This window comes from Enterococcus sp. AZ179, from assembly GCF_050498885.1.
Taxonomy (GTDB): Bacteria; Bacillota; Bacilli; order Lactobacillales; family Enterococcaceae; genus Enterococcus_D; species Enterococcus_D entomosocium.
Genome location: NZ_JBMHEO010000001.1, coordinates 2710834 through 2734496 on the forward strand (window position 1 = coordinate 2710834; position 23663 = coordinate 2734496).

23 protein-coding genes are annotated in these 23663 nt (G+C 44.8%); 14 read left to right on the top strand and 9 right to left on the bottom strand.

Features of this window, described 5'->3' with window-relative positions; genetic code table 11:
* Positions 1-26 precede the first annotated feature (26 nt).
* The 4 genes from IGI88_RS12795 to IGI88_RS12810 form a co-directional block, all read right to left on the bottom strand.
* Positions 27-869: a hypothetical protein gene (locus tag IGI88_RS12795; RefSeq protein ID WP_008379024.1), complete on the bottom strand. Its 843-nt coding sequence runs from the start codon at positions 867-869 to the stop codon at positions 27-29.
* 181 nt (positions 870-1050) lie between these two features.
* Positions 1051-1266 carry a DUF378 domain-containing protein gene (locus tag IGI88_RS12800; protein ID WP_008379021.1) on the bottom strand — a complete coding sequence of 72 codons (216 nt, stop codon included), beginning with the start codon at positions 1264-1266 and terminating at the stop codon, positions 1051-1053.
* A gap of 28 nt (positions 1267-1294) precedes the next feature.
* Entirely contained in the window at positions 1295-1639 is a 345-nt protein-coding gene (locus IGI88_RS12805) for a YrhK family protein (protein WP_034868385.1), read from the bottom strand.
* A gap of 19 nt (positions 1640-1658) precedes the next feature.
* On the bottom strand, positions 1659-2792 hold the full coding sequence (locus tag IGI88_RS12810; RefSeq protein ID WP_086299276.1) for an alcohol dehydrogenase catalytic domain-containing protein: 1134 nt from the start codon (positions 2790-2792) through the stop codon (positions 1659-1661).
* A gap of 288 nt (positions 2793-3080) precedes the next feature.
* Between IGI88_RS12810 and IGI88_RS12815 the strand changes: the two genes are divergently transcribed.
* Positions 3081-3365, top strand: a complete 285-nt coding sequence (locus tag IGI88_RS12815) for a hypothetical protein (protein WP_005234711.1) — start codon at positions 3081-3083, stop codon at positions 3363-3365.
* A gap of 70 nt (positions 3366-3435) precedes the next feature.
* Here IGI88_RS12815 and IGI88_RS12820 read toward each other — a convergent pair whose 3' ends face one another.
* On the bottom strand, positions 3436-3939 hold the full coding sequence (locus tag IGI88_RS12820; RefSeq protein ID WP_139960061.1) for an isochorismatase family cysteine hydrolase: 504 nt from the start codon (positions 3937-3939) through the stop codon (positions 3436-3438).
* A 242-nt stretch (positions 3940-4181) separates the two neighbouring features.
* Here IGI88_RS12820 and IGI88_RS12825 point away from each other — a divergent pair, with 242 nt between their 5' ends.
* The 9 genes from IGI88_RS12825 (at position 4182) to IGI88_RS12865 (ending at position 15430) form a co-directional block, all read left to right on the top strand.
* Positions 4182-5498 carry an ABC transporter substrate-binding protein gene (locus IGI88_RS12825; protein WP_008379010.1) on the top strand — a complete coding sequence of 439 codons (1317 nt, stop codon included), beginning with the start codon at positions 4182-4184 and terminating at the stop codon, positions 5496-5498.
* Positions 5499-5630: 132 nt separating this feature from the next.
* Positions 5631-6542, top strand: a complete 912-nt coding sequence (locus IGI88_RS12830; protein ID WP_008379008.1) for a carbohydrate ABC transporter permease — start codon at positions 5631-5633, stop codon at positions 6540-6542.
* Positions 6542-7402, top strand: a complete 861-nt coding sequence (locus IGI88_RS12835; protein WP_005225484.1) for a carbohydrate ABC transporter permease — start codon at positions 6542-6544, stop codon at positions 7400-7402. The genes IGI88_RS12830 and IGI88_RS12835 overlap by 1 nt, the downstream gene beginning before the upstream one ends.
* Positions 7399-8001: a hypothetical protein gene (locus IGI88_RS12840; RefSeq protein WP_005225485.1), complete on the top strand. Its 603-nt coding sequence runs from the start codon at positions 7399-7401 to the stop codon at positions 7999-8001. Before IGI88_RS12835 ends, IGI88_RS12840 begins: the two co-directional genes overlap by 4 nt.
* Before the next feature lie 141 nt (positions 8002-8142).
* Positions 8143-9177 (top strand): LacI family DNA-binding transcriptional regulator, encoded by a 1035-nt coding sequence (locus IGI88_RS12845; protein WP_429960602.1) that lies wholly within the window; start codon positions 8143-8145, stop codon positions 9175-9177.
* Positions 9178-9277: 100 nt separating this feature from the next.
* Positions 9278-10612 carry a PTS sugar transporter subunit IIC gene (locus IGI88_RS12850; RefSeq protein ID WP_015509292.1) on the top strand — a complete coding sequence of 445 codons (1335 nt, stop codon included), beginning with the start codon at positions 9278-9280 and terminating at the stop codon, positions 10610-10612.
* 53 nt (positions 10613-10665) lie between these two features.
* Complete coding sequence (locus IGI88_RS12855; RefSeq protein ID WP_429960603.1) at positions 10666-11133, top strand: hypothetical protein; 468 nt, start codon at positions 10666-10668, stop codon at positions 11131-11133.
* Between the two features lie 8 nt (positions 11134-11141).
* Positions 11142-13379, top strand: coding sequence for an alpha-galactosidase (locus IGI88_RS12860; RefSeq protein WP_429960604.1), 2238 nt, complete (start codon positions 11142-11144; stop codon positions 13377-13379).
* Positions 13376-15430 (top strand): beta-galactosidase, encoded by a 2055-nt coding sequence (locus IGI88_RS12865; RefSeq protein WP_429960605.1) that lies wholly within the window; start codon positions 13376-13378, stop codon positions 15428-15430. Before IGI88_RS12860 ends, IGI88_RS12865 begins: the two co-directional genes overlap by 4 nt.
* Before the next feature lie 74 nt (positions 15431-15504).
* Here the strand turns inward: IGI88_RS12865 and IGI88_RS12870 are convergent, their stop codons facing one another.
* On the bottom strand, positions 15505-16341 hold the full coding sequence (locus tag IGI88_RS12870; RefSeq protein WP_034878454.1) for an NAD(P)H-hydrate dehydratase: 837 nt from the start codon (positions 16339-16341) through the stop codon (positions 15505-15507).
* Positions 16342-16500: 159 nt separating this feature from the next.
* On the opposite strand from IGI88_RS12870, the gene pepV reads away from it, so the two are divergent.
* Both pepV and IGI88_RS12880 read left to right on the top strand, forming a co-directional pair.
* Positions 16501-17925: a dipeptidase PepV gene (gene pepV, locus IGI88_RS12875; protein WP_429960606.1), complete on the top strand. Its 1425-nt coding sequence runs from the start codon at positions 16501-16503 to the stop codon at positions 17923-17925.
* Between the two features lie 220 nt (positions 17926-18145).
* A complete protein-coding gene (locus tag IGI88_RS12880; protein ID WP_016613595.1) occupies positions 18146-18439 on the top strand; it encodes a hypothetical protein in 294 nt (97 codons plus the stop codon).
* Between the two features lie 143 nt (positions 18440-18582).
* Here the strand turns inward: IGI88_RS12880 and IGI88_RS12885 are convergent, their stop codons facing one another.
* Both IGI88_RS12885 and IGI88_RS12890 read right to left on the bottom strand, forming a co-directional pair.
* Positions 18583-18789 (bottom strand): hypothetical protein, encoded by a 207-nt coding sequence (locus IGI88_RS12885; RefSeq protein ID WP_008378986.1) that lies wholly within the window; start codon positions 18787-18789, stop codon positions 18583-18585.
* A gap of 131 nt (positions 18790-18920) precedes the next feature.
* The gene (locus IGI88_RS12890; RefSeq protein ID WP_008378984.1) at positions 18921-19229 is read right to left on the bottom strand and encodes a DUF5960 family protein; all 309 of its coding nucleotides are present in this window, start codon (positions 19227-19229) and stop codon (positions 18921-18923) included.
* A 162-nt stretch (positions 19230-19391) separates the two neighbouring features.
* Between IGI88_RS12890 and IGI88_RS12895 the strand changes: the two genes are divergently transcribed.
* Positions 19392-19742 carry a hypothetical protein gene (locus tag IGI88_RS12895; protein ID WP_429960607.1) on the top strand — a complete coding sequence of 117 codons (351 nt, stop codon included), beginning with the start codon at positions 19392-19394 and terminating at the stop codon, positions 19740-19742.
* A 120-nt stretch (positions 19743-19862) separates the two neighbouring features.
* Here the strand turns inward: IGI88_RS12895 and IGI88_RS12900 are convergent, their stop codons facing one another.
* Positions 19863-20606, bottom strand: a complete 744-nt coding sequence (locus tag IGI88_RS12900; protein WP_008378980.1) for an NADPH-dependent oxidoreductase — start codon at positions 20604-20606, stop codon at positions 19863-19865.
* Positions 20607-20955: 349 nt separating this feature from the next.
* Between IGI88_RS12900 and IGI88_RS12905 the strand changes: the two genes are divergently transcribed.
* Entirely contained in the window at positions 20956-23607 is a 2652-nt protein-coding gene (locus IGI88_RS12905; protein ID WP_016613591.1) for a cation-translocating P-type ATPase, read from the top strand.
* Positions 23608-23663 lie beyond the last annotated feature (56 nt).

Genomic DNA, 23663 nt, shown 5'->3' on the forward strand with positions numbered 1-23663 from the left:
ATTCACAGGGATAGGTGCCGCTTGTTTTATTGCCATTCGGATTGATAATTTCCTTTGAGATCATAGACATAATTGATCTCGGTTCGATTACGAATCCCATTTAAACCAACGGTCCAAGTCCATTCACCTTGGAAGCCGTTTAAAATGACGATGCTGACACCAGGAACATAGTGATCTAGCTGAGCTGCTCGCGCCTCAGAATCCTTGATGATCTTGGGAATGACGCCCCAGTCGATGGCATCAAAGGCAATGGTATCTTCCATCGAAAGCTCGATCGTATCGTCGTCTTTTTTCCATTTGGTCAACAGATTTTCTGGGTAATACCAATACTCGTCTTGTAGGCCTGTGTTTGGATTGATCACTCGCGCAACTGCATAAATGCCGCTTTTTAGCGGGACATTGCGGATGTGAAAACTATAGCTGACCAGTTGCAGCTCTTTGTCCTTGAATGAAGATTGATTTGGTAGCGCCGCCATAATTTCTTTGGCACTGGTTTCTTCTCGAAAGAGTTGGCGGTCTACAGGTAAAAAGGTGGAAACTACGCCAATACAAAAGAGAATCGCTGGCAGCAAGAGCAATGAGAATAACCAGTAAAATGGCGATTTTTTGTGTTTTTTGAGGCCGATGATCAGACCGATCAAAAAGACCAGCAGGATCCCTGCTACCCAAAAGTAGGGGAACAAACGAATGATCTGATGCCTGGTTTCAACGACTTGGTATTCATTCAGACCAAACCAATTTTCCGCGATGGTGAGGTTATTTAAAACAATAATTCCGCCAATAATACCTAGAATAAATAAGAAAATCAATAGCAAAAGCATCCGACCGAGTATCCGACGTATCAGCGAGGGTCTAGTAGGTGGGGTCATGAGTCACGTCCTTTTTATATTTTCGAAAATAGTAGGTTAAATACAAGAGTAGTACAACTGGTGTTTTTTTTCAATGATTGTAGACAAAAAAACTACATCCACAGATGCGACCTCAAAAAGTTAGACCAAAAATCTAACTTTTTTGGGGTCAGGACACCGCAGATGCAGGTTTTATTTTCAATTAGTCGAGGGTTTGTTGGCGGGCGATAGCTGGAAAGAATTTCAGGCTATACAATGCACTGATCCCAACTAGAATATAAATGACGCGGGCAATGATCGACGTGCTGCCGCCGGTGATCGCTGCGACAAGGTCAAACTCGAAGGCGCCGACCAGCAGCCAATTGATACCGCCGATGATCAATAGCGTCAGTGCGATCCCATCAAATGTTTTTAACATAGGAAACTCCTCTCTAGTTGTCGCCCCATCAACGTTCATCGTCGGTGATGGTGACATCTTTTTCTTTCTCGCCGTCTTGATTGCGCTCATTATAAATATAGACATGGCGAACGATTTTAATCAGCGGGCGAATGGTCAAAAAGACTCCGCCGATCAAATAGGCGATCGTTCCGTATATCGCAGGCAAACTAGTTAATGAAACGATACTCCCGAAAATATAAAACAAGCCCGTCAAAATATCATTCGTAAGTGAGATCAACATGTAGCGATTTTGAAAGTAGATGCGAAAGCGGCTTGCCTTGATGATCACATCTTCTTCTTTTCCCGGATCGAATTGATGTTCACTCCGTTTGATTTTTGGCATAGGTGCCATCACTGCTCCTTTATTTGTGCTAAGGTTTCAAGACAACTTTGATGTTCTTGTCTTCTTTTTTGTCAAAAATCTCATACGCTTTGGCAGCATCTGCTAAAGGCATCGTGTGGGTGATGATCTGTGACGGGTCAAACAAACCGTCCGCGATCATATCATAAATTTTTGGCATCAAATGGATCACAGGTGCTTGCCCGTGTTTGACATCAATGTTGCGCATAAAGAATTCTTGCAATGGATAAGAAGAAGCAGGTGTCATGTAAACGCCAGTGATTTGGACGGTACCAAATTTTTTGACTGCCTTGGCGGCCATCTGGATCGGTGAGATTGTTCCACTTTGCAAGCTGACTAGATTTTTGGCTTTTTCTTTGACGGGTTCTAAACCATCCATCCCAACACAGTCGATGATCACATCAGCGCCACCTTTGGTCAGTTCATACAATTCATCGGCACTAGTAGCCAGATCATCCAATTGGAATGTTTCGACTTGATTGTAGCTGCTGGCTTTTTCTAAGCGATGAGCAACAGGGTCCACGGCAATCACCCGCTTAGCGCCTGCCATCACAGCAAATTTTTGCGCAAACAAGCCAACTGGTCCTGAGCCTAAGACGATCACGGTATCATCTTTTTTGACGCCGGCATTTTGGACGCTCCAATATGCTGTAGGTAAGATGTCAGATAAAAACAATACTTTTTCATCAGGGATCGTTGATTCAGGTACGATAAACGAGGTGAAATCTGCGAACGGTACGCGCAAGAATTCGGCTTGACCGCCCCAGTGGTTGCCGTTCATTTTTCCAAAACCGAATAAGCCGCCATACAATGTATCTTCTGAAGAATTGTCGCATTGACTTTCCATCTCATTTTGACAAAAGTGGCAGTGACCGCAACCGATATTGAAAGGGATGACGACGCGGTCGCCTTTTTTTAGTTTCTGTATTTGACTGCCGACTTCTTCGACAATACCCATTGGTTCGTGACCAACGACATAGCCTTCTTCCAAAACCGAGCCGCCATGGTGGTAAAGGTGGAGATCAGAGCCGCAGATTGCAGTTGCGGTGATTCGGATGATCGCATCCGTCGGTTCTAAAATCGTTGGATCTTCTACACGGCGAACGTCCATTTTTTGATTTCCTTGCCAGGTTACTGCTTGCATCATTTTTCCTCCTTGTTTGTTCAGATAAGTTCGGACAATCACTAATTTTTCCAACAACATGTTTTTACTTTTCAGTAACAGATAAGTTAATTCTGCAAGGATTTTAACGATTTGACAACGAAAACGCTCAAAACGGTTGATTAGGATTTTTCTTCATCAATGGTTTAAAAAAAGAAAAACAGATGATTTGCTAAAAAAGTGAAAGCGTGACACTATTAAAGTGAAGCATGCATGTGTTACGAGTATCTACTGGAACCTGCATCAACCAGTGACAAGAAATGAGGAGGGATGATCATGGATCTAACGATTCGAGGAAAAGCTTCCTGCACCAATTGCAATGAAAACTTTGATGGGAAGCTAGTCGTTCATTTACAAGAAGACAGCGAGGGGCAATTAACCATGGTACCACCGTTGGAAACGAATGAATTGGCAGAAGATGAAATCGCTATTCATTATACTTACGGGGAAGTGAAGGAAGCCATTGAAGGAACCTTCGTATGTCCAAACTGTCAGACAGAAAATGAGGTTCGGATTGAAATTCCGACCGAGCTATTAGATGGCTCAATGAATTGAATGAATAATTAAATTGAAAAAGCTCCCTGTTCCTTGAACAGGGAGCTTTCGTTATTTATTGGTCATTGGTTTATTTTGTTCCATCAATGATTTGGACATTGAAGTCTCGTAAGATGTCGAGTCCTTGCGACTCGTGATTTTTACCGGCGACTAATGTTTTATTGATGGTGAAATCAGCGTCAGGAAAGGCGCTTTGGATCTCGATCGTATTGGAAAGGACACAGATGTTGGTTTCAACACCGGTGATTTCGATTTTCTTTTTTTCCTCGGGTTCAAATAGATTTTTCTTGATGTCGATCAAGACTTCAGGTGGAATACTGTAATAGTATTTCTTGACGACTTTTTCATTTTCGAGAGGCTTAAGTTCTGGGATAAGCTGCAGGGCAGCGGCTTCTTCATCAGGCGTTCCTTTGACTTCGATTGGGATGTCGCGGGTGTGTAAGATGTACTCCCCATTCGCCCGCGCTTGTTCTAGGCGCTTCGCGATTCGTTTGACGAGAGCGGCGCTATCTGGCACATACGCTTCGTTCGCTTCATCGAGAATTTGGTTTTGCATATCGACAATGACTAGCATGTGGTCACTCCCTTTCTATAAACATCGTTTTTCAAATGATCTAACGAGAGGTTGAAAAATAGGTGCTATTTCTATGATGCCCCACTTTTTTTAAATTTTCAAAGAAAACGCTCTTCTTATCGTGAAACGGTAAAAATGTTATTTTTTTATTCGAATAACGATGCTTTTTGTTTGCTGAAAAGAAGAAGTAGTGATAGCTTTTAAATAGTACATTAAAAATAAATGAAAGTAGGTTAGGTTAAATGAGAAAGTTATTTTATATGGGGACTTTGCTTTTTTCAGTTGGTGTACTGGCGGCAGGATGTGGCAATAGTGAAACCGCTGATTCCTCGGGGAATGAGTCAGCAGATGGCAAAACGACGTTGGATTTTTGGTCCTTCTGGGGGTCTGGTGCAAGACAAGAAGTAATTGAAGAAATTATTGATGATTTTAATGCGTCACAAGATAAAATCGAGGTCAAATACAGCTACCAGCCTTGGGGCGATATTTGGACAAAATCACTGTCGTCGATCACTGCTGGTAATCCGCCTGATGTTATTGTACAAGATATTAATTCTGTTGCTCAGCGGGCAGAAGCGCAGCAAGCAACAAATTTAAGCGAGTATATCGAAGAAGGCTTTTCTGATGAATTTTATCCGCAATTATGGGATACGGTGGAGTATGAAGGGGATGCGTATGCTGTTCCTTTCAATACAGATACGCAAGTGATTTTCTACAACAAGACACTCTTTAAAGAGGCAGGTATCAGTGAAGAGCAACTGCCCCAAACGTGGGAGGAGTTAGAAACAGTTGCTCGTAAATTAGATGTCAAAAACGGTGATGACTTTGAGCGGATCGGTTTTTACCCATTGTGGAATTTAGGCGCCGATGTGTGGGCCTTGAATGCCGACGATGGCGTCAGCTGGTTTGACAAGGATGAGAACGTCAAAATCGATACAGACAACAAAGTGGAAGCGTTGGAATGGATCTTAGACTGGCAAGAGTATTATGGTCAAGATACCATCAATCGGTTAGAAGCTGAATTTGGTTCAGGTGTTGCCGATCCATTCATTTCTGGATTAGTGGCGATGCGTGCGCAAAACATCAACTACTACTCAAGTTTAGCGGAAAATGCACCGGATGACTTTGAATTTGGGGTCATTCAAATTCCTGAAAAAGAAAGTGGTTCTGGTCACTGGTCATGGGGTGGCGGGTTCGTCTTAGAAGTGCCATACGGAGCCAAAGATCCTGAAGCGTCCTATGAGTTTATCAAATACTTGTCGACACCAGAAGTTCAAGAGAAATTTGGTGAGAAAAGCTTTGATATCATGGCGAATCGAACAGCCAACGAAAACTTGGTCAACAACGACAATCTAGATGAAAACGGCCAAATGATCTACCAAATGGCAGATGAAAACTTTGCCAATACGGTGATCACACCTGTACCATTGACAGCGCCTGATTTCAGCAGTCTTGTCAATGAACAGATCGACCAAATCATGCTGGGCAGCAAAACACCGGCTGAAGGGTTGGCAGATGCGCAAAAAGCGGTGGAAGATCTCGTTGAGCAAAACAAATAAATTTCAAAACGAGCGTTTTTAAAAAAGAAGGAAAGTCCAGTCGGTTAGCGGACTGGGCTTTGCTTTCCGCTTTGCGAAGCGGACGTGTTTTCTTGAATAAACAATGAGTAAAAATAGAATGGAGTGGAAGGAATGCCAAAGAAGCGTTCAAAAAGTAAACGGCAAGAAGCTCTTTGGGGCTACTTCTTCGTAGCACCATTTTTGCTTGGGTTCGTGATCTTTATGTTAGGGCCCATGCTGTTTTCCTTCGTAGGAAGCTTTACCGATTACAATCTGACTTCAAAAATGAATTTTATCGGCTTTAAGAACTTTACCCGCATGTTTACGCAAGATACCCTGTTTTGGAAATCTCTTTATAACACGGCGTATTTTGTACTCTTCAATGTTCCCTTAACAACGTTATTCAGTGTTTTTCTAGCCACTTTACTGAATCAAAAAATCCGCGGAATCAGTTTTTTCCGAACGACCTTTTACTTACCAGCGATCCTTTCAGGGGTTGCCGTCTACGTCTTATGGATGCAATTATTATCTCCTTCCGCAGGATTGATCAATACCTTCTTGAGCTGGTTCAATATCAAAGGTCCGGCATGGCTGTTTGATCCAGAATGGACGAAACCAGCGTTGATTTTGATGAAGATTTGGAGTTCAGGGGGCGCGATGCTCTTGTATCTAGCTACCTTGCAAAATATTTCGCCGACGCTGTACGAATCGGCTGAGATCGATGGAGCGGGGGTTTGGGCGAAATTCAAAAATATTACGATTCCTTTGATCACGCCGATCATCTTTTATGATGTGATTACTTCAACGATCGGTTCTTTTCAAATTTTCCAAGAAGCATACGTGATGACCAAAAATGGTACCGGCGGTCCGGCGAATTCGCTGCTATTCTATAATTTGCATATGTGGAACAAAGCATTTGTTGCCTTTGATATGGGCTATGCGATGGCCATGTCGATGATCTTGTTCTTGATCGTCTTAGTCTTGACCTTTATCAATCTCAAGCTGGCACCACGCTGGGTTCACTATACCGGAGGTGGCAGCTAATGGAAATGACGACAAAAACACGAAGCAAATCAAGCCAACAGCGAGTCAAAAAAATCATCAGCTATGTGGTGATGTCGATCATCGGGATCGTGCTGCTGATCCCGTTGCTGTGGATGGTCTTTACGTCATTGAAACCGATGGAGGAGATCGTGCGCTACCCGCCGACCTTTTTCCCAGAAGAAATCAATCTTGGCAATTATTTGGAGACTATCAACGCCTTTCCATTTTGGCAGTATGCAAAAAATACGTTATTCATTACCGTCTTAGTGGTCTTCGGGAATGTCTTATCAAATTCCTTCATTGCTTATGGGTTTGCAAAATTGGCCTTTCCAGGAAAAAATCTGATCTTTGCCCTCGTCTTGTCTACGATGATGATTCCTGGCTTTGTGACGATGATCCCGCAATATGTCTTGTTTTCCAAAATCGGCTGGGTTGGCACCTATCTGCCGCTGATCGTTCCAGCATTTTTCGGCAACGCCTTTAACATTTTCTTGATGCGGCAGTTTTACTTGTCCGTCAACAATGAATTGATCGAAGCCGCTAAGATCGATGGCGCCAATCATCTTTATATTTGGAGCCATCTAATGATCCCATTGACGAAACCCGCGCTGATCACGATTGCCATCAACTCCTTCAATGGGGCGTGGAATGATTTCTTAGGACCATTACTGTATATTCAAAATCAAGAAAAGTACACGCTGCAGATTGGCCTGCAAGTCTTCCAAAACCAATCAACGACCCAATGGAACTACTTGATGGCAGGAGCAACGCTTGTGCTATTGCCGACGATCTTGCTATTCTTCCTCGCACAACGCTACTTTATTGAGGGAATGGATCTGACGGGAGGTTCCAAAGGATGAGAACAAAAGTTACCCCGCAACGCTTGAACCAAGCGCTGTTGACTGGCATCAACTGGCTTCCGCATTTACTGGTTTTACAAGGCATGTGGCTGTTGTATTCCTTGCCTTTGATCACCAGTACCACCGCTAGTCGAGCATTGATCGAGACGTTGACGGAACTGCGGAACGATGGCTTGGAGGCAAGCAGCAAAGCTCGTTTTCAGCAGGCATTTCATCAACAGTGGACAACAAGAAAAGGGCAAGACCGTTTGCTCAGTCTATTCTTCCTGCTGCTTTTGGCGGACAGCTTTATCTTTAGCCGTTTGCAGCACCCGCTGTTTCAGATCGCTAGTTACGCGTTAGCGTTCACCTTTGGCTTGTTTTGCTTGGTCTTACTTTATCAAACGAGGCTGCTTCACACCTATCCGCAGCAGCCCAGCTCATTGTTTTATAGTTTTTATCAGTTTGCTCGTTCACCCAAACGAGTACTGGCGCATCTTTTAGCAACAGTGACGCTTGTCTTGACCTTTTTGCTGTTTGGTCCAGTCTACTTATTGGTCTTAGGAATCAGCACCTTGTATTTAGTCAATGTCGTGCTCTGTGACCAAGCGCTCAAATAGAAAACAAATGGGTATCCCGAAACTTCCTTAGTGAAAAGCTAAGGAGTTTCGGTTTTTTTGTGAAAAGAAGGTTGACAGGGCCAAAAATTATGCCTATGCTGAATGTAAATTTAGTAAACAGTAAACAGATGAGGTGCAGCTATGGCAAGTATGAGAGATATCGCGAAATTAGCCGGGGTGTCGGTAGCAAGTGTTTCTAGAATCCTTAACCATGATGAAACCTTCAGTATCAATGAACACACGCGTCAACGAGTCATTGAGATCGCCAACCAAATGAATTATTCAAAAGAAAAAAATCAACCCCATTCCCGTGAAGTCGGCGACCAAAACACGATTGCCATCATTACCCGCCACGATCGAGAGTCGGAAAGAAACGATCCGTATTTTATGATGATCCGCAATGGGATCGAAAAAGAAGCGGCGAAGTGGCGCTTAAAAACGATTCGGGCCTTTTCCATGCGGGAGCCTCAAAAAGATTTGGCACAATTGGCGAAGTATGGCGCAGTCATTATTATTGGAGAGATGACCAGCGATGCTTTGGCAGAGATCAGTCAGCAAAATGCCAATATTATCCTGGTGGATAATTATAGTGAAGCACCCAGCTACGATTGCATCCAAACCGATTTTGCCCAAAAGACTCACCAGATCCTCACGTTGTTAAAAGAGAAGGGCCATGAGAATATTACCTTTGTGGGCGGTGTTGCCAGCCGAGTGACGATTTCTGGCGAAGTCGTTTACGATGAACAAGAGATTCGAGCAGAAAACTACCGCCAATGGATGCTGCTCAATAAATTGGAAAAGTTCACAACCGTGCTGCAGGGGAAATGGTCACCAGAGACTGGTTTGCATTTTGGTCAGCAGATCGCGCAAATGAATCCTCGCCCCACAGCGATCGTCGTTGCCAGCGATCCTATGGCTGTCGGGGTTTACAAGGCACTCGCTGAAGCGGGGCTATCGATTCCTAAAGATGTGTCAGTCGTTAGTTTTGATGATATCGAAATGGCGCAATTTATGACGCCCGCACTGTCTTCCGTCAAGATGAAAGCTGAAGAGATGGGGCAGATGAGTGTCGAATTAGCGAAAAATAAAATCCTTGGGGTGCGGACGATGCCTGTTCGCGTCGTTTGTGGCAGTGAATTGATCATTAGAGAATCGATTGCCGAAAAAGATCAGTGACGTCTGATCTTTTTTTATTTTAGGGGTTGTGTAAACATTAACTAAACAACTATACTGATTGTAGTAAACGTTTACAGTTAAAAATAAAGGAGAAAACGAAATGAAGTTTATTGATAAATTAGCCGAAAAGATGGTGCCTTTTGCTCAGATCATTGCCAACAACAAATACTTGTTAAGTCTTCGTGATGGGTTTATGGTCGCTTTTCCTGCAACAATGTTTGCGTCAATTATGATTATTATTCAAAATCTGCCTGCTACTTTCGGACTCTCGGAAAAACTTCCAGAGGGATTCATCACGTTTCTAAACGACTTTTTTGGTCCTATCGGAAATGCGACCATGAGTATCACCGCTATTTTCGTTGTTTTTGGGATCGGCTATCAGTTGGCTGGCAAATATGGACAAGCCAAATTATTTGCGGGTGCCATCTCACTGTCTTCGTTTTTGATGCTGCTGCCTTTTGGCTCATCCGAAGAGTTAGGTACAGTGATCCCCTTGTCGAAATTAGGGGCTGAGGGAATGTTTGTCGGAATCATCACGGCCATTATCGCTACGCAGATCTATTGCAAAATCAGTGCGGCTGGGCTGACGATCAAAATGCCAGATTCGGTTCCGCCAATGATCGCAGAATCATTTGTCGCCATCATTCCTGGGGCGGCACCGTTGTTCCTTTTCAATTTGATCCGCTACTTGTTCACCTTTACTTCATGGGGCAATGCCGTTGATTTCGTTTATGAGATTTTGCAAAAACCATTGATGGGCTTAGGCGGTACGTTGCCAGCAGTACTGATCGCCGTCTTGTTCACCCAATTCTTCTGGTGGTTTGGGATTCACGGGACACTAGTGGTCAATGCGGTGATCGATCCAATCATGAATGCGTTAGCGATTGAAAACTATGAAGCTTACAAAGCAGGGGCTGAACAATTGCCCCATATCATTAACACTACGTTTATGGGCGTGTTCGTCAATCAAGGAATGCAGTTGGGGATCTCGATTACGATGGCCTTCTTTATCGCTCGTTCGATTCGGATGAAAAAATTAATGAAGACCGTGATCGCGCCATCTGTTTTCAACGTATCTGAACCGATGACCTTTGGTTTGCCGATCGTCTTGAACCCGATCGCTTTTGTCCCATGGATCTTAGCGCCATTAGCTAGTACGACGATCTCTTACTTTGCGATTGCCGCAGGCTTGGTGCCACGACCAATCGGAGCAACGGTGGTTTGGACGACCCCGGTCTTCTTATCTGGTTGGTTAGGCACGGGTTCTGTTGCCGGCGCAATCTTACAGTTAGTGACGGTTGCCGTAATGACCTTGATCTGGGTGCCATTCTTGATCGTAATGGATCGCGGCTACTTGAAAGAAGAAAAAGCGGAAGCGGCATTAAATGAACAAGCGACATCTGAGACGATCAATCAAAGGGTAGAAGAAAGATAAGCCCAGAAACGGAAAGGAATGCAATACGCGCACCCTTTAGAAAGGAATTTGTGATGAGAACCGATACTTTGTCTTGTAGTTATCAAATGAATACCACATCTACGGATTTTTCCCGTGTGTTATTGGCGGAACAAGAGAAATTCTTTCGAGCCAAACAAGCCCAAGAACCGTTCGGGGAAGGTTGCCGTATTGAAACGATGATTCAAAACAAAACCGCTCCGCGGATGGTACCAGCCGTTATGACGGTCAAAAAAATTGCCGCTGATGAGCTGTGGCTTCGTACGACCCATGAAGAAGGAGTGATCGATCAACGGTATAGTTTTGCTCCAGGACGAAAAGGGAAGCTGCAAGTCACGTATTCGGAACAAAGCCGTTTTGAGCAGCAGAAAACAACCTACAGCTTTATGTTGGCGGCGCTGTTTTACAAATTCTTTTTCAATCGTGGTGTCAAAAAACGCTTGCGTTATCTTGAAGCAGCTTGTCAACGAGCAGGGACAAATGAAAAAAATGGGGAAAATTGAGGATAGCAATGATAGAAATAAAGAACGAACAACTCTTTCACTTATACAATGAAAAAATCAGTTATATCATAAATGTGTTACCAAATCAGCAACTGGGTCATGTCTATTTTGGGCCATCTCTAGGCACACTGGCGCCGTTTGATCAAGCGTACCTTGAGAAAAAAGAGAATAAATCGGCAGGAACCGTCAAATTTTTTGAAGCAGACAATCTTTTTACCTTGGCAGACCGTTTTCAAGAATTGCCAACGTATGGGACTTCTGATTTTCGAGAAGGGGTAGTGTCGGTTTTTGAGGAAGAAACCCCACTTTATGTTGATTTTAAACTTGTGGCTTTTCACTGTTTTGAGGGCAAAGAACGAAAGCTGGCGCAACCAGCCAGCTTCGCGGCTGCCGATGAAAGCCAAAGCATCGTCTTTGAATTAGTAGATCAAGAGCGACAGCTGGAACTGGCGATCACCTATACGATCTTCAAAGGATCAGGAACCATCACGAGGCAGCAGACACTGACCAATACGGGAAGCAAGCCTAGAACCATCCAGCGCTTTTTGAGTGGTGTCTTGGAGCTGAAAAATCGCGATTTTGAACTGCTGCATCTTTCAGGCGCATGGCTGAAAGAACGGCATATCAAGACGGTCCCTTTGACCCAAGGGACGATCAGTGTCGGCTCGTTAAAAGGAGCGTCTGGTCATCAGCACAATCCTTTTGTCGCCTTAAAAGAACAGCAAGCCACCAATGACACTGGTCACGTCTATGGTGCCAACCTGATTTATTCGGGCAACTTTTTGGCGCAAGCGGAAATGGATGAGTGGGACAACGTTCGATTGATGTTGGGGATACATCCTGAGCATTTCAGCTGGCAGCTTTCACAAGGAGAAACCTTTGAAGCACCAGAATGTCTCTTCACCTTCACCGCTGCTGGTCTGAATGGCTTGAGTCAAGAATCCGCCCAATTTATCGAAAAGCATGTGATTGCCCCTTATTGGCAAAAGCGGCAGCGGCCGATCGTCTTTAATAACTGGGAAGCGACTTATTTTGATTTTAATGAAGAGAAGCTGTTGACCTTAGCCCAAGAAAGCAAGGCGTTAGGGATGGAGTGCTTTGTGCTGGATGATGGTTGGTTTGGAAAACGCAATAACGACCGCAGTTCATTAGGCGATTGGGTGGCGGACCCTGCCAAATTTCCAAAAGGAATCGGCTCTTTTGCTGAGAAAATTCATGCCATGCAGCTGCAGCTGGGGATTTGGTTTGAACCGGAAATGGTTTCGCCAGATAGTCAGTTGTACCAAGAGCATCCTGAGTGGGTAGTCAAGCATCCTTATGAGCGGATCTCTGTGGGGCGCGGGCAATACGTGTTGGATTTTGCCAATCCAGCAGTGGTCGAGGCAATTTTCGAAGCGATGCAAAAAGTGATCCTTGAAACCAAGCTGGATTACATCAAATGGGATATGAACCGCAATATCACGGAAGCTTACTCTCCTTACTTAGCGGAACAGGGAATTTCTCAGACGGAGTTTTATCATCGTTATATTTTAGGCCTTTATCGCTTATATGAAAAAATCTTAGCGGCGTTTCCGACCCTTTTGATCGAAGGCTGTGCTGGCGGCGGGGGCAGATACGATTTGGGAATCTTGTTTTACAGTCCGCAGATTTGGCCTAGTGATGATAGTGATGCAGTGGAACGTTTAGCCATCCAAAGCGGAACGTTGTTAGGGTATCCGTTGTCCTCCTTCAGCAATCACGTGTCGGCGGCACCAAACCACCAAGTCGGCAGGGCAACGTCTTTAGCCTTTCGGCAAACCGTCGCAATGTTTGGGCCATTGGGGTATGAACTCGATCTCTTTCACTTGTCTGACGCTGAAAAGCAGGCAATCAAATCCCAAATCGTTTTTTATAAAAAGCAGCGGCAATTGCTGACCTTTGGTACTTTTTATCAGCTGCAGCAGTTGGAACATGCCAATGAAAAAACTTGGGCGGTGTATGATCCGCAAAACGAAGAAGCATTGGTTGCTTTCTTTCGCGTGTTGGCACAAGCCAATCCGACGGCGGAAGACTTTTTGCCCGCAGCCTTTCTCGATGGCCAACAGGTGTACCAGGTCAATGGCGAACCCGTCTCTGGTCAGCTGTTAAGACAATTAGGGTTGCGTAAACCCTATCAGTTTAATGCCGTCAACCATGGAACGGCGCAAGTCACTGGCGATTTTCAATCATTTGTATACCATTTACAAGCCAAAAAAGGAGCAGAATGATGAGCAATCAATTGTTTGATCAGCAGTTTATGCATGGCGGGGATTACAACCCCGATCAATGGCTGGCTCATCCAGAAATCTTGCAAAAGGATCTTGCTTATATGCAGCAAGCCCATGTCAACACCGTCACATTAGGGGTGTTTGCTTGGAGTGCCTTAGAGCCGCAAGAAGGCGTTTATCAGTTTGACTGGTTGGATCGTGTGTTTGATCAGATCCATGGCATCGGCGGCAAAGTCATTTTGGCCACTCCTAGCGGTGGACGTCCGCAATGGTTGAGCCAAAAGTATCCCGAAGTCAATCGGACCAACGCCCAAGGGCAAAAACATACCCATGGGTTTCGCCACAATCACTGTTACTCTTCACCGATCTATCGGGAAAAGGTAACGCAAATCAATCAGCAGTTGGCAAAACGTTACGGCAAGCATCCGGCATTAGCCATGTGGCATATCTCCAATGAGTACTCTGGGGAATGCTTTTGCTCCTATTGTCAAGAAAACTGGCGCAGTTGGCTGCAAAAGAAATATGGTGATTTAGCCACGTTGAATCATGCCTGGTGGACTTCTTTTTGGAGTGGTACGTACTCCGATTGGTCGCAGGTTTTACCGCCTTCGCCTCTAGGAGAACACAAAGTGCATGGCATGGATCTTGATTGGAAACGATTTGTTACAGATAGGACGATCGATTTTTATTTGCATGAATGTACGCCGATTCGCCAACTGACACCGGACATTCCTGTGACGACGAATTTTATGGCGGAAGGACATGCTACCCAAGACTTTATTCCTTTGGAAGGCATTGACTACAGCAAGTTTGCTCGTCATGTGGACATCGTTAGCTGGGATAGTTACCCTGATTGGAACAACAACTTTGAATCTTTGACAGCGACAGCAATGAAATCTGCCTATGTGCATGACCAGTACTGGTCTTTGAAGAAACAGCCCTTTTTAGTGATGGAATGCACGCCGAGTTTTGTTAACTGGCATTCCTTCAATAAAGCGAAAAAGCCTGGTGTCCATCAGTTGAGTGCCATGCAGCAGATCGCTCACGGCTCAGATAGTACCTTGTATTTTCAATGGCGCCAATCCCGCGGCAATTCAGAAAAATTCCATGGGGCAGTCGTGGGACATGATGATTCCACGGAGAATAGGGTCTTCAAAGAAGTTGCGGCTTACGGCAAGCGCTTGGAAAAAATCAAAGAGATTCAAGGAACCACAAGAAAAAAAGCAGTGGCGATCCTTTTTGACTGGGAAAGCAACTGGGCATTGAAGCGAGGCGGCGGGTTTGGTCGACCAACCAGACGGTATCCGCAAACGTTGCAGGAGCATTATCGTTATTTCTGGGAACAAGACATCGCTGTCGATATTTTGACGCCAGAGCAAGATTTTTCTGACTATCGGTTGGTGATCGCTCCGATGCTTTACTTGATGACCTCGGAGACGATGGCAAAACTTTGCCAGTACACGGAAGCTGGTGGTACCTTGATTTCCAGTTACTTTAGCGGCATGGTCAATGAAACCGACCTGTTGTATCTGGGGGGCTTGCCACAGCCGTTGCGAGGGTTATTAGGCATCAACGTGCTGGAGCTGGAAACTCTTTTTGACACTGAACACAATCAAGTGGTTTTTCAAGGACAGCCCTTTGAAACACGGGACTATTCTGCAATCATCGAAGCCGAAACAGCGGAGGTACTAGGGGTGTATCAAGCGGATTTTTACCAAGGAACACCTGCGATCACCAAACATACCTTTGGTGCAGGCACCGCCTACTATCTGGCGGCTCGCACCAACTATGACTTTTTCGAACAGTTTTATGCCTCTTTGGTCCGTGAGCTGTCCTTGGCAGAGGAAAGGATCGCGCATGCCAATCCTGCAGTCTCGATCCAAGGCAGGATCAGTCCAGAACGAACGTACTTTTTCATCATGAATTTTTCTGAGAAAGAGCAGACACTACACTTGATCAAAGAAGTCGTTGATTTAGAGACCAATCAAGCAGTCCCTCAAACAGCAACCTTGGCGCCGTATGAAGTGCGAGTGGTTTATTTTAACAATTAGCTGACCATTGGAAAAAACGTCCCTTTCGACAAATGCAGAAAGGGACGTTTTTTTGATGAATGGTTTATCAGAAATCATTCTGGATCGGCTGCTTGGTGCTTTTTCATCCATTGAGGCAATGCGGCACTGATTTGTGTCGGCAACACGACATAGTGCTCTTTTGCCAAGGCTTCGCCAATCAGGCTATGGAGATAGACAGCCGCGTGGATCGTTTCCTCTGTTTTTTCAAACTGTGCCAAAAAGCTGGTAATCATGCCTGCCAGCGTATCACCCATCCCACCAGTCGCCATTGCGGGTGTTCCTAGGGGATTTTGGGCGATGCTGCTACCGTAAATTTGCGTGCGATGGCTTTTTAAGACCACCAGACTTCCGAGTTTTTGTTGGGCTTGCTGATTGTTTTCTTCGGTCTGGTCGGCAATTGCCAGTCCGCTGAGCCGTTGCCATTCCATCTGATGCGGCGTGAAGACGACTTGTTCAGGAAAGGGGATGATCAGCGGATATTTGGCAGCCAAATTGATCGCCGAACCATCGATCACCAACCATTGGTGTTCTTTTTGGGCAGAAACGATCCGCTGCAGCAGATCAAAATTGCTTTTTCCTTCTCCTAATCCGGGACCAATCAGTAGGACGTCCGCCGATTCGGTGACCGTATCGATCAGTTCTGTTTGCTGCCAATCGACAAACATCGCTTCAGGCAAGCGGGCGTGCAGGGCGGTTCGGTTGACGCCATCGGAGATCACAGTGGTCAAACCAGTTCCCCCATATACACAGGCTTGCGCCGCCATTAAGATCGCCCCACCGAATTGGCGGTTGCCCCCTACTAAAACGGCCCGGCCAAAGGTACCTTTGTGGCTTTTTGTCGGGCGCTGTTGGATCACTTTGGATAAAATCGCAGAATCAAGTTGCTCCATGCAATGACTCCTTTCGTTAATCAAAATCGAGTTATATTTATTATACCTGTTTCCTAGAAATTTCATAGAAAAGACCCATGGAAAAAGGCGCAATTTTTTTTCCTTTTTTGGTTTAAGAGTGTTATCATAAATAGCGAGAACAGAAATGGAGGGAACACTATGACAATCGATTGGAAAAAAGAGGTCGAAGCCCGCAAAGACGATTTGCTGAACGACTTGATTGATCTATTGAAAGTGAAAAGTGAAAGAGAAGATGATAAAGTGACTGCGGACGCGCCATTTGGTCCTGGACCTCGTGATGCGTTGCTACACATGCTAGCTTATGGCGAACGTGATGGCTTCACAGTCAAAAACGTCGATAATTACGCTGGTCACATCGAATTTGGTGAAGGAGACGAAACATTAGGGATCTTCGGTCACATGGATGTTGTTCCTGCAGGTGACGGCTGGTCAACCGATCCTTATGATCCAGTCATCAATGACAACAAAATCTATGCTCGTGGTTCTTCTGATGATAAAGGTCCTTCAATGGCCGCCTATTATGGGATGAAAATCATTAAAGAATTGGGCTTGCCATTATCGAAAAAAATCCGTTTTGTCGTTGGTTCTGATGAAGAAAGCGGCTGGGCAGATATGGATTACTACTTTGAGCATGAAGAAAAGCCTGATTTTGGCTTCTCGCCAGATGCCAATTTCCCAATCATCAATGGAGAAAAAGGAAATGTGACATTAGGGATCCATTTCCAAGGCAACAATGAAGGAGACTTCACGCTGCAAAGCTTCACTGCTGGCTTGCGAGAAAATATGGTACCAGGAACGGCAACGGCAAGCTTCATTGCTCCATCAACAGAAGAAGCATTAGCGATCGAAAAAGCCTTTTTCGATTACGTTGAAGCCAATCCAGTGACGGGCACAATTGAAACAGAAAATGAACAAGTGACGATCGAATTAGTCGGTAAAGGTGCCCATGGTGCCAGCCCACAATCAGGAATCAATGCGGGAACCTTCTTAGCTGTCTTCTTAGATAACTATGCCTTTGGCGGCGGCGCAAAACAATTCATCCATGCAGCAGCAGCCTATGTCCATGAAGATTTCTACGGTGAAAAATTAGGTGTGGCGTACGAAGACGAAAAAATGGGTAAATTAACTATGAATGCTGGCTTGTTTGCTTTTAAAGCGAACCAAGCAGGAACGCAAGCAGACAACTTTATCGCCTTGAACTTCCGTTATCCTAAAGGGGTAACTGCGGAAGGACTTGAAATCGGTGTGGAACGCACCGTCGGTATGGAAGGGGCCACCATTACTCGCAATGACCGCAACATGGAACCTCACTACGTGCCAGCAGATGATCCATTGGTAGAAACTTTATTGGCGGTTTATGAAGAACATACCGGCGAAAAAGGCTTTGAACAAATCATCGGCGGCGGCACATACGGCCGTCTATTGAAACGCGGCGTTGCCTATGGCGCAATGTTCCCAGGCTATGTTGATACCATGCACCAAGCCAATGAATTCATGAGCTTGGATGACCTATTCAACGCAGCGGTGATCTATGCAGATGCTATCTACCGTTTGGCGAAATAAAGAGACATTGATACCGTCTATTCTTTTTTAGCGGAGTCGATTTATTGATACTTAGATGAATAGAGGCAATAAAGGAATAGCAGTACGACTGATTGTTTTAATCATTGTCGTACTGTTATTTTATTACTTTAGAAAATAAATATTTTATTTTCGTTGGGTTATTTTATTATTGACATCAAATCATCCGAATGATTTACTTTTTGTAAGGAGTTGAAAAGTGATGCCTGATTTGGTGAAATTTATTTTGGTTATTCTGGCGATTTGGGTGGTTTATCAAATATTTACGACGGTTTTATTTACCCTTTCCCAAAAAGCAGTTGCCAAACGAATCAAAAGCGGGAAGATGTCTGATCAGCAATTGGCGAATTTGTACCACGCTGTAGCACGAGCAAATCAAGGAAGCAATTTCCAAGCGATTTTCTCTTATGGGCTCTTTTACCGCAGCCATGCAAAGCAAAGTGATGCGGTCTATGAACTGTATCGCGCGGAAATGGCGAAAAGAAATCTGCTGTAACCAACTGTGAAGCAGCTGCTTTCGAGAATATTGCTCGAAGTAGCAAAAAAGCCTAGGTCCTGTACAACAAGTGCAGAACCTAGGCTTTTTGGGTATTTACTCGGCAGCAAGCTGTGACAGATAAACACAGCTCTTTGATTCAGCTATTTCTTGTCTTTGTTGCTTTTTTGATCCATGCCGGCACCGATCGCTACACCTAGTGCGATGCCTAAACCCATGCCTAATGCCAGGTTGTCAAAAAACAGCATCCCAAATGCAGCACCTAAGGCCATTCCGACACCGATCCCCAATCCCATATTGTTAGAAGCGGCTTCTTTTTCTTCAGACGTTTGCGGCGGTTTTTTCGTCATTGTGAAAAACCCCTTTCTTTTTAGTATAGAGGGGTTTTGTTTTGATGACAAACATTCGAACTGCTGCTCAGTGATTTTCATGAGGAGAGAGCAGCCGCTTGGTACAGTAAACGGGGGTGGGGACCATTGGTCTATCTTCCGCCGGGCAAATAGTTACGCTCGGGGTTGTAGCGGCGAATAATCTTATTTTCAGCAAGTACGTGCTCATAATAATAAACAGGCGCATCCTTAGTCTCTAGTCGAAAAACAAAGACGAGCGGAACCTTTAAGACGGAATAGCGCGCGGGGATCGCAATATATGATTTTTGATTGCGCTCCATCGTCAGTGCGAATTCATCAAACAAAAGCGCCACTGGTGTGGGAAAGTTTACCAATTCATAATAGTGTTTTTCAAATGCATAGGTTTCTTGTTTTGCATAAGCAATTTTTGCAGCTGGCATACGCATTCACCTCACTTGAATTATACGAACATTTGTTCTGCTTGTAAAGTGGAAAATCGCCAGACGAGGAAAAAGGGGATGCGTTCTCTATGAAAAAGATGTTTTGCTAACAAGAAATTTGCTACACTAGAGAAAAGAAGGAATCAAAAAGGAGCAGATACCATGGATTATGAACGCTTTGCACGATTACAGGCACGCTTTACCGATGAAAAACTGCTGACCAATGAAGGGGTCTATCGGTTGCGCTTGTCAGGGAAGGCGCAGTTCGAACTAGCCTTTATCAAAACCGGACCCTGTGGCGAGTCTGTCTACCAGCCGCTGATCAAGGGCACTTTTGCTGAAAAAGAAGCAATCCCTACCTATTTGCTGGATCTTGCGGCGCAGCCTATGACGCAAATCAGTCAGCGAACCTCCGAAAATGAAGCAGTGTTAGATAAAGCGTTAGTAGCATTAATGGAAAAATGTGAGCAGGCAGTTGCCGTCAACGAAGCCGCACAAGAAGCCGCACGTTAATTAGCGCGACAAAGATACAAGAGCAGCCTGAACCTGATTTTTTACACCAAGCAAAAAAACGATCCTGACAAGATTCCTTGCCAAAGATCGTTTTTTATTTTCCCGTGGTGATTAGTGTCCTCATTCGCCGAAGTGGTCTGAGAAGCCTTGTTGCTTCATAAAGGCAGCGACATCTGGACGTCGCGGTTCACGGAAAAATTCCGTCATTTTCGTTTGCCAATTGGTTTGCTGTTGATTGCTGCTGCGCTGTGCATAATAGGCTTCCGTCGTTTGGTTGTACTGGGCTGTTTGCTCCTGCGTCAGCGGTTGATACTGATCGACACTTACGATCGCTTCTTGAGGCAAGCGGACTTTCGGCTCATTTCTATGTTGCGGATAACCGATCGTCAAGCCGAATAACGGAAACGTCAATTTTGGTAAGCCGACAAGTTCTGCGATACGAGGCAAATCATTGCGGATGCCGCCGATGTAGCAAATTCCTAAGTCTTGTGCTTCAGCATATGCTACCATATTTTGGGCAGCGATCGTCGTATCAACGACAGACACAATAAACGGTTCCATCGTGGTTAAGTGGGTATCCGGCAACCCTGCTTGGGTCAGCAGCTGCTGATGCTTATGTAAGTCGGCGACAAAAAGATAGAAGACCCCCGTTCGAGTGATGTAATTTGGGGCACCGGCAATTTTTTCGATAGCAGCCAGTTTTTCAGGATCACTGACCTCAATGATCGAATAAGCTTGAACAAAGTTCGAACTGGAACCACTTTGGGCAACCGTCACTAATTTTTGCTTGAGTTCCTTTGATAGTGGCCGGGGTTGAAAATCTCTGACAGAGCTGTGGCGGGTAAAAGTATCAAAAAGATCCATCGTTTTTCCTCCTGTAACGTACAAATTTCTTTTTTCTTTAGTGTAACAGAAAAAAAGGAATGGGAACAAAAAGAATGTTTTCAAAAAATTTTCAAATTGATGTTTTATAGTTGCCAAGCACAACAGTTTCCGTTATGATAATGATACATTCTTATTATTATTCCTTAGGGGAGTAACCGGTGGCGCAAGCTGCGATAATATCAACAGTAAGTAAGCTGGCGACAGCTTTCTGGTATTATTTGAAATGGTGAGACCTAAGACAAGCGTATACTTGTCTTAGGTCTCTTTTTTTCTAGCAGAGTGCCTAAGGAAAATAAAATTAAAAGGGGCAAAAAAATTGGCGAAAGAAATGTATCAAAAAGAAATCTCGGAAATTATGGCAGAGGTCCAGAGCAGTCCAGAGGGGTTGACGCAGCAAGAGGCAGCCAAGCGGTTAGAAAATGGCCTGAACCAGCTGAAGGAAGCACCTAAGAAATCAAGCTTTGCCTTATTCTTAGATACCTTCAAAGATGCGATGGTGATCGTCTTGTTGATTGTGGCAATCATCCAAATGGTTATGGGTGCACACGTTGAGTCCATCGTTATCTTCGCAGTACTCTTGTTGAATTCCGTCGTCAGTGTGATACAAACGAAAAAAGCCGAAGGATCGTTAGACGCTTTGAAAAGCTTGTCAGCACCAGATGCTAACGTCATTCGGGATGGCAAAGAACAAAGTGTGCTGGCGAAAGAATTGGTTGTCGGCGATATCGTTATTTTAGAAGCTGGGGACTATGTACCAGCAGATGGTCGATTGATTGAAGAGGGTTCTTTGAAGGTCGATGAAGGAATGCTGACTGGGGAATCAACGCCAGCGGAAAAAGAATTAGGTGTGATCGATCGTACCGCACCGATCGGCGACCGTGACAACATGGTCTTCAGTGGAACGATCGTCACTTATGGGCGTGGTCGGTTTATCGTAACCGCGACTGGTAATGTGACGGAAATCGGTCAAGTGGCTGGCTTATTGGAAAGTACGGTTGAACACAAAACGCCATTGCAACGAGGATTGGACAGCTTCAGTAAAAAACTGAGCTTGGCGATCTTGGTCCTTTCATTGATTATTTTAGGGGTTCAAGTAGCACGGTTGTTCTTAGGTGACGGAACAGGTGATATGACGGAAGACTTAGTCAACGCCTTTATGTTTGCGGTAGCCGTAGCCGTAGCAGCGATTCCAGAAGCATTGCAATCGATCGTGACGATCGTCCTTTCGATCGGAACAAAACAAATGGCGAAGCGTCATGCCATCATTCGAAAACTACCGGCGGTTGAAACATTGGGTTCAACGAGTATCGTTTGTACAGATAAGACAGGGACCTTGACCCAAAACAAAATGACCGTTGTTGACTACTATTTACCAAATGGACAAACGGGCACGTTCCCCGATGAGCCAACTACCTGGACATTGCCTGAAAAACGCTTGGTAGAAATCAGTGTCTTGGCAAATGATGCTGCCATCAGTGAAGATGGGGCGAAGCTAGGAGACCCTACTGAAATTGCTTTTCTGGATTACAGTGAGAAACTAAATCAGCCTTATCGGGCAATTCGTCAACAGTTTCCTCGTTTGCAAGAATTGCCTTTCGATTCTGATCGTAAATTGATGTCCACCTTACATGAGATCGATGGCGAACATTTGTTGTTGACCAAAGGTGGTCCAGACATCGTCTTTGGCCGCAGTACCAAAGTCTTGATCGATGATCAAGTCGTGCCTTTAACAGATGAAATCAGAAATAAATTGCAGCATCAAAACGAAGAATTCTCAAAACGGGCATTACGGGTCTTGGCGTTTGCTTACCGTCCATTGACCGATGCCCAATCACGAGAATTGACACTTGAGGATGAAAACGAGCTGATTTTGGTTGGTTTGATGGCAATGATCGATCCTCCTCGTAAAGAAGTCAAACAAGCCGTAGCAGATGCCAAATCTGCCGGTATCAAAACAGTGATGATCACAGGGGACCACAAAACGACAGCCGTGGCGATCGCACAAGAGATCGGTATTTCAGCTGAGGGCGACTTAGCCTTGACTGGTACGGAATTGGATGCTCTTTCTGAAACCGAACTAGCGGATCAATTAGACAAAATCACGGTTTATGCTCGTGTTTCGCCGGAAAACAAAATCCGTATCGTGCGGGCTTGGCAAGACAAAGGCAAGATCTCTGCCATGACCGGAGATGGAGTCAATGATGCACCCGCCTTGAAACAAGCGGATATCGGGATCGCAATGGGAACCGGAACGGACGTTGCCAAAGATGCAGCGGCGATGGTCTTGACGGATGATAACTTTGCCTCGATCATTCGTGCCGTAGAAGTTGGCCGAAACGTCTTTGACAACATCAAAAAAGCCATTTCGTATTTGTTTGCTGGAAACTTAGGTGCGATCATTGCGATCGTCTTTGCCTTAGTGATGGGTTGGGACAATCCATTTACTGCCTTGCAGCTACTCTTTATCAACTTAGTCAACGACTCATTACCAGCAATTGCTCTGGGAATGGAAAAAGCCGAACCAACCATCATGCAACGTCAGCCTAGAGATCCAAATGCAGGTATCTTCACTGGAAAAACTTTGATCTCAGTAACGTATCGCGGTATTTTGATTGCCGCTGTCGTGATTTTGGCACAATGGTTAGGGATGAGCCAATCACCTGAGTTAGGTGTAGCGATGGCCTTCTCAACACTTATCTGGAGCCGGACATTGCAAACATTGCCAGCACGCTCAAATACCGAGACTGCTTGGCAAGCTGGCCTTTTTGCCAATAAAATGGTGTGGTTGGCGATCGTCGTTTGTGGTGGACTATACAGCATTACCTTGATTCCTGGCATCCGTGAAGTCTTTGCGATTCCAGCAACCTTCACTTTAGGACATGTCGGTCTATGTATCGCAATGGCTGCTGTGGCAGTTGTTTTGATGGAAATCACAAAACTGATTATTATTGCCGTTCAAAAACGTCAAGGAAACGCCTAAAGCAAAAAACGTATCGATCCTTTGATCGATACGTTTTTTTGTCGTTTCTCCTCACT

Bases quoted from the DNA above. Each gene is read 5' to 3' on its own strand.
- IGI88_RS12855 (WP_429960603.1), top strand. From the start codon at position 10,666: ATGAGAACCGATACTTTGTCTTGTAGTTATCAAATGAATACCACATCT.
- IGI88_RS12865 (WP_429960605.1), top strand. From the start codon at position 13,376: ATGATGAGCAATCAATTGTTTGATCAGCAGTTTATGCATGGCGGGGAT.
- IGI88_RS12805 (WP_034868385.1), bottom strand. From the start codon at position 1,639: ATGGCACCTATGCCAAAAATCAAACGGAGTGAACATCAATTCGATCCG.
- IGI88_RS12850 (WP_015509292.1), top strand. From the start codon at position 9,278: ATGAAGTTTATTGATAAATTAGCCGAAAAGATGGTGCCTTTTGCTCAG.
- IGI88_RS12795 (WP_008379024.1), bottom strand. From the start codon at position 869: ATGACCCCACCTACTAGACCCTCGCTGATACGTCGGATACTCGGTCGG.
- IGI88_RS12895 (WP_429960607.1), top strand. From the start codon at position 19,392: ATGGATTATGAACGCTTTGCACGATTACAGGCACGCTTTACCGATGAA.
- IGI88_RS12870 (WP_034878454.1), bottom strand. From the start codon at position 16,341: ATGGAGCAACTTGATTCTGCGATTTTATCCAAAGTGATCCAACAGCGC.
- IGI88_RS12840 (WP_005225485.1), top strand. From the start codon at position 7,399: ATGAGAACAAAAGTTACCCCGCAACGCTTGAACCAAGCGCTGTTGACT.
- IGI88_RS12820 (WP_139960061.1), bottom strand. From the start codon at position 3,939: ATGCTAGTCATTGTCGATATGCAAAACCAAATTCTCGATGAAGCGAAC.
- IGI88_RS12860 (WP_429960604.1), top strand. From the start codon at position 11,142: ATGATAGAAATAAAGAACGAACAACTCTTTCACTTATACAATGAAAAA.
- IGI88_RS12845 (WP_429960602.1), top strand. From the start codon at position 8,143: ATGGCAAGTATGAGAGATATCGCGAAATTAGCCGGGGTGTCGGTAGCA.
- pepV (WP_429960606.1), top strand. From the start codon at position 16,501: ATGACAATCGATTGGAAAAAAGAGGTCGAAGCCCGCAAAGACGATTTG.
- IGI88_RS12825 (WP_008379010.1), top strand. From the start codon at position 4,182: ATGAGAAAGTTATTTTATATGGGGACTTTGCTTTTTTCAGTTGGTGTA.
- IGI88_RS12800 (WP_008379021.1), bottom strand. From the start codon at position 1,266: ATGTTAAAAACATTTGATGGGATCGCACTGACGCTATTGATCATCGGC.
- IGI88_RS12900 (WP_008378980.1), bottom strand. From the start codon at position 20,606: ATGGATCTTTTTGATACTTTTACCCGCCACAGCTCTGTCAGAGATTTT.
- IGI88_RS12880 (WP_016613595.1), top strand. From the start codon at position 18,146: ATGCCTGATTTGGTGAAATTTATTTTGGTTATTCTGGCGATTTGGGTG.
- IGI88_RS12815 (WP_005234711.1), top strand. From the start codon at position 3,081: ATGATCATGGATCTAACGATTCGAGGAAAAGCTTCCTGCACCAATTGC.
- IGI88_RS12905 (WP_016613591.1), top strand. From the start codon at position 20,956: ATGTATCAAAAAGAAATCTCGGAAATTATGGCAGAGGTCCAGAGCAGT.
- IGI88_RS12830 (WP_008379008.1), top strand. From the start codon at position 5,631: ATGCCAAAGAAGCGTTCAAAAAGTAAACGGCAAGAAGCTCTTTGGGGC.
- IGI88_RS12885 (WP_008378986.1), bottom strand. From the start codon at position 18,789: ATGACGAAAAAACCGCCGCAAACGTCTGAAGAAAAAGAAGCCGCTTCT.
- IGI88_RS12890 (WP_008378984.1), bottom strand. From the start codon at position 19,229: ATGCCAGCTGCAAAAATTGCTTATGCAAAACAAGAAACCTATGCATTT.
- IGI88_RS12835 (WP_005225484.1), top strand. From the start codon at position 6,542: ATGGAAATGACGACAAAAACACGAAGCAAATCAAGCCAACAGCGAGTC.
- IGI88_RS12810 (WP_086299276.1), bottom strand. From the start codon at position 2,792: ATGCAAGCAGTAACCTGGCAAGGAAATCAAAAAATGGACGTTCGCCGT.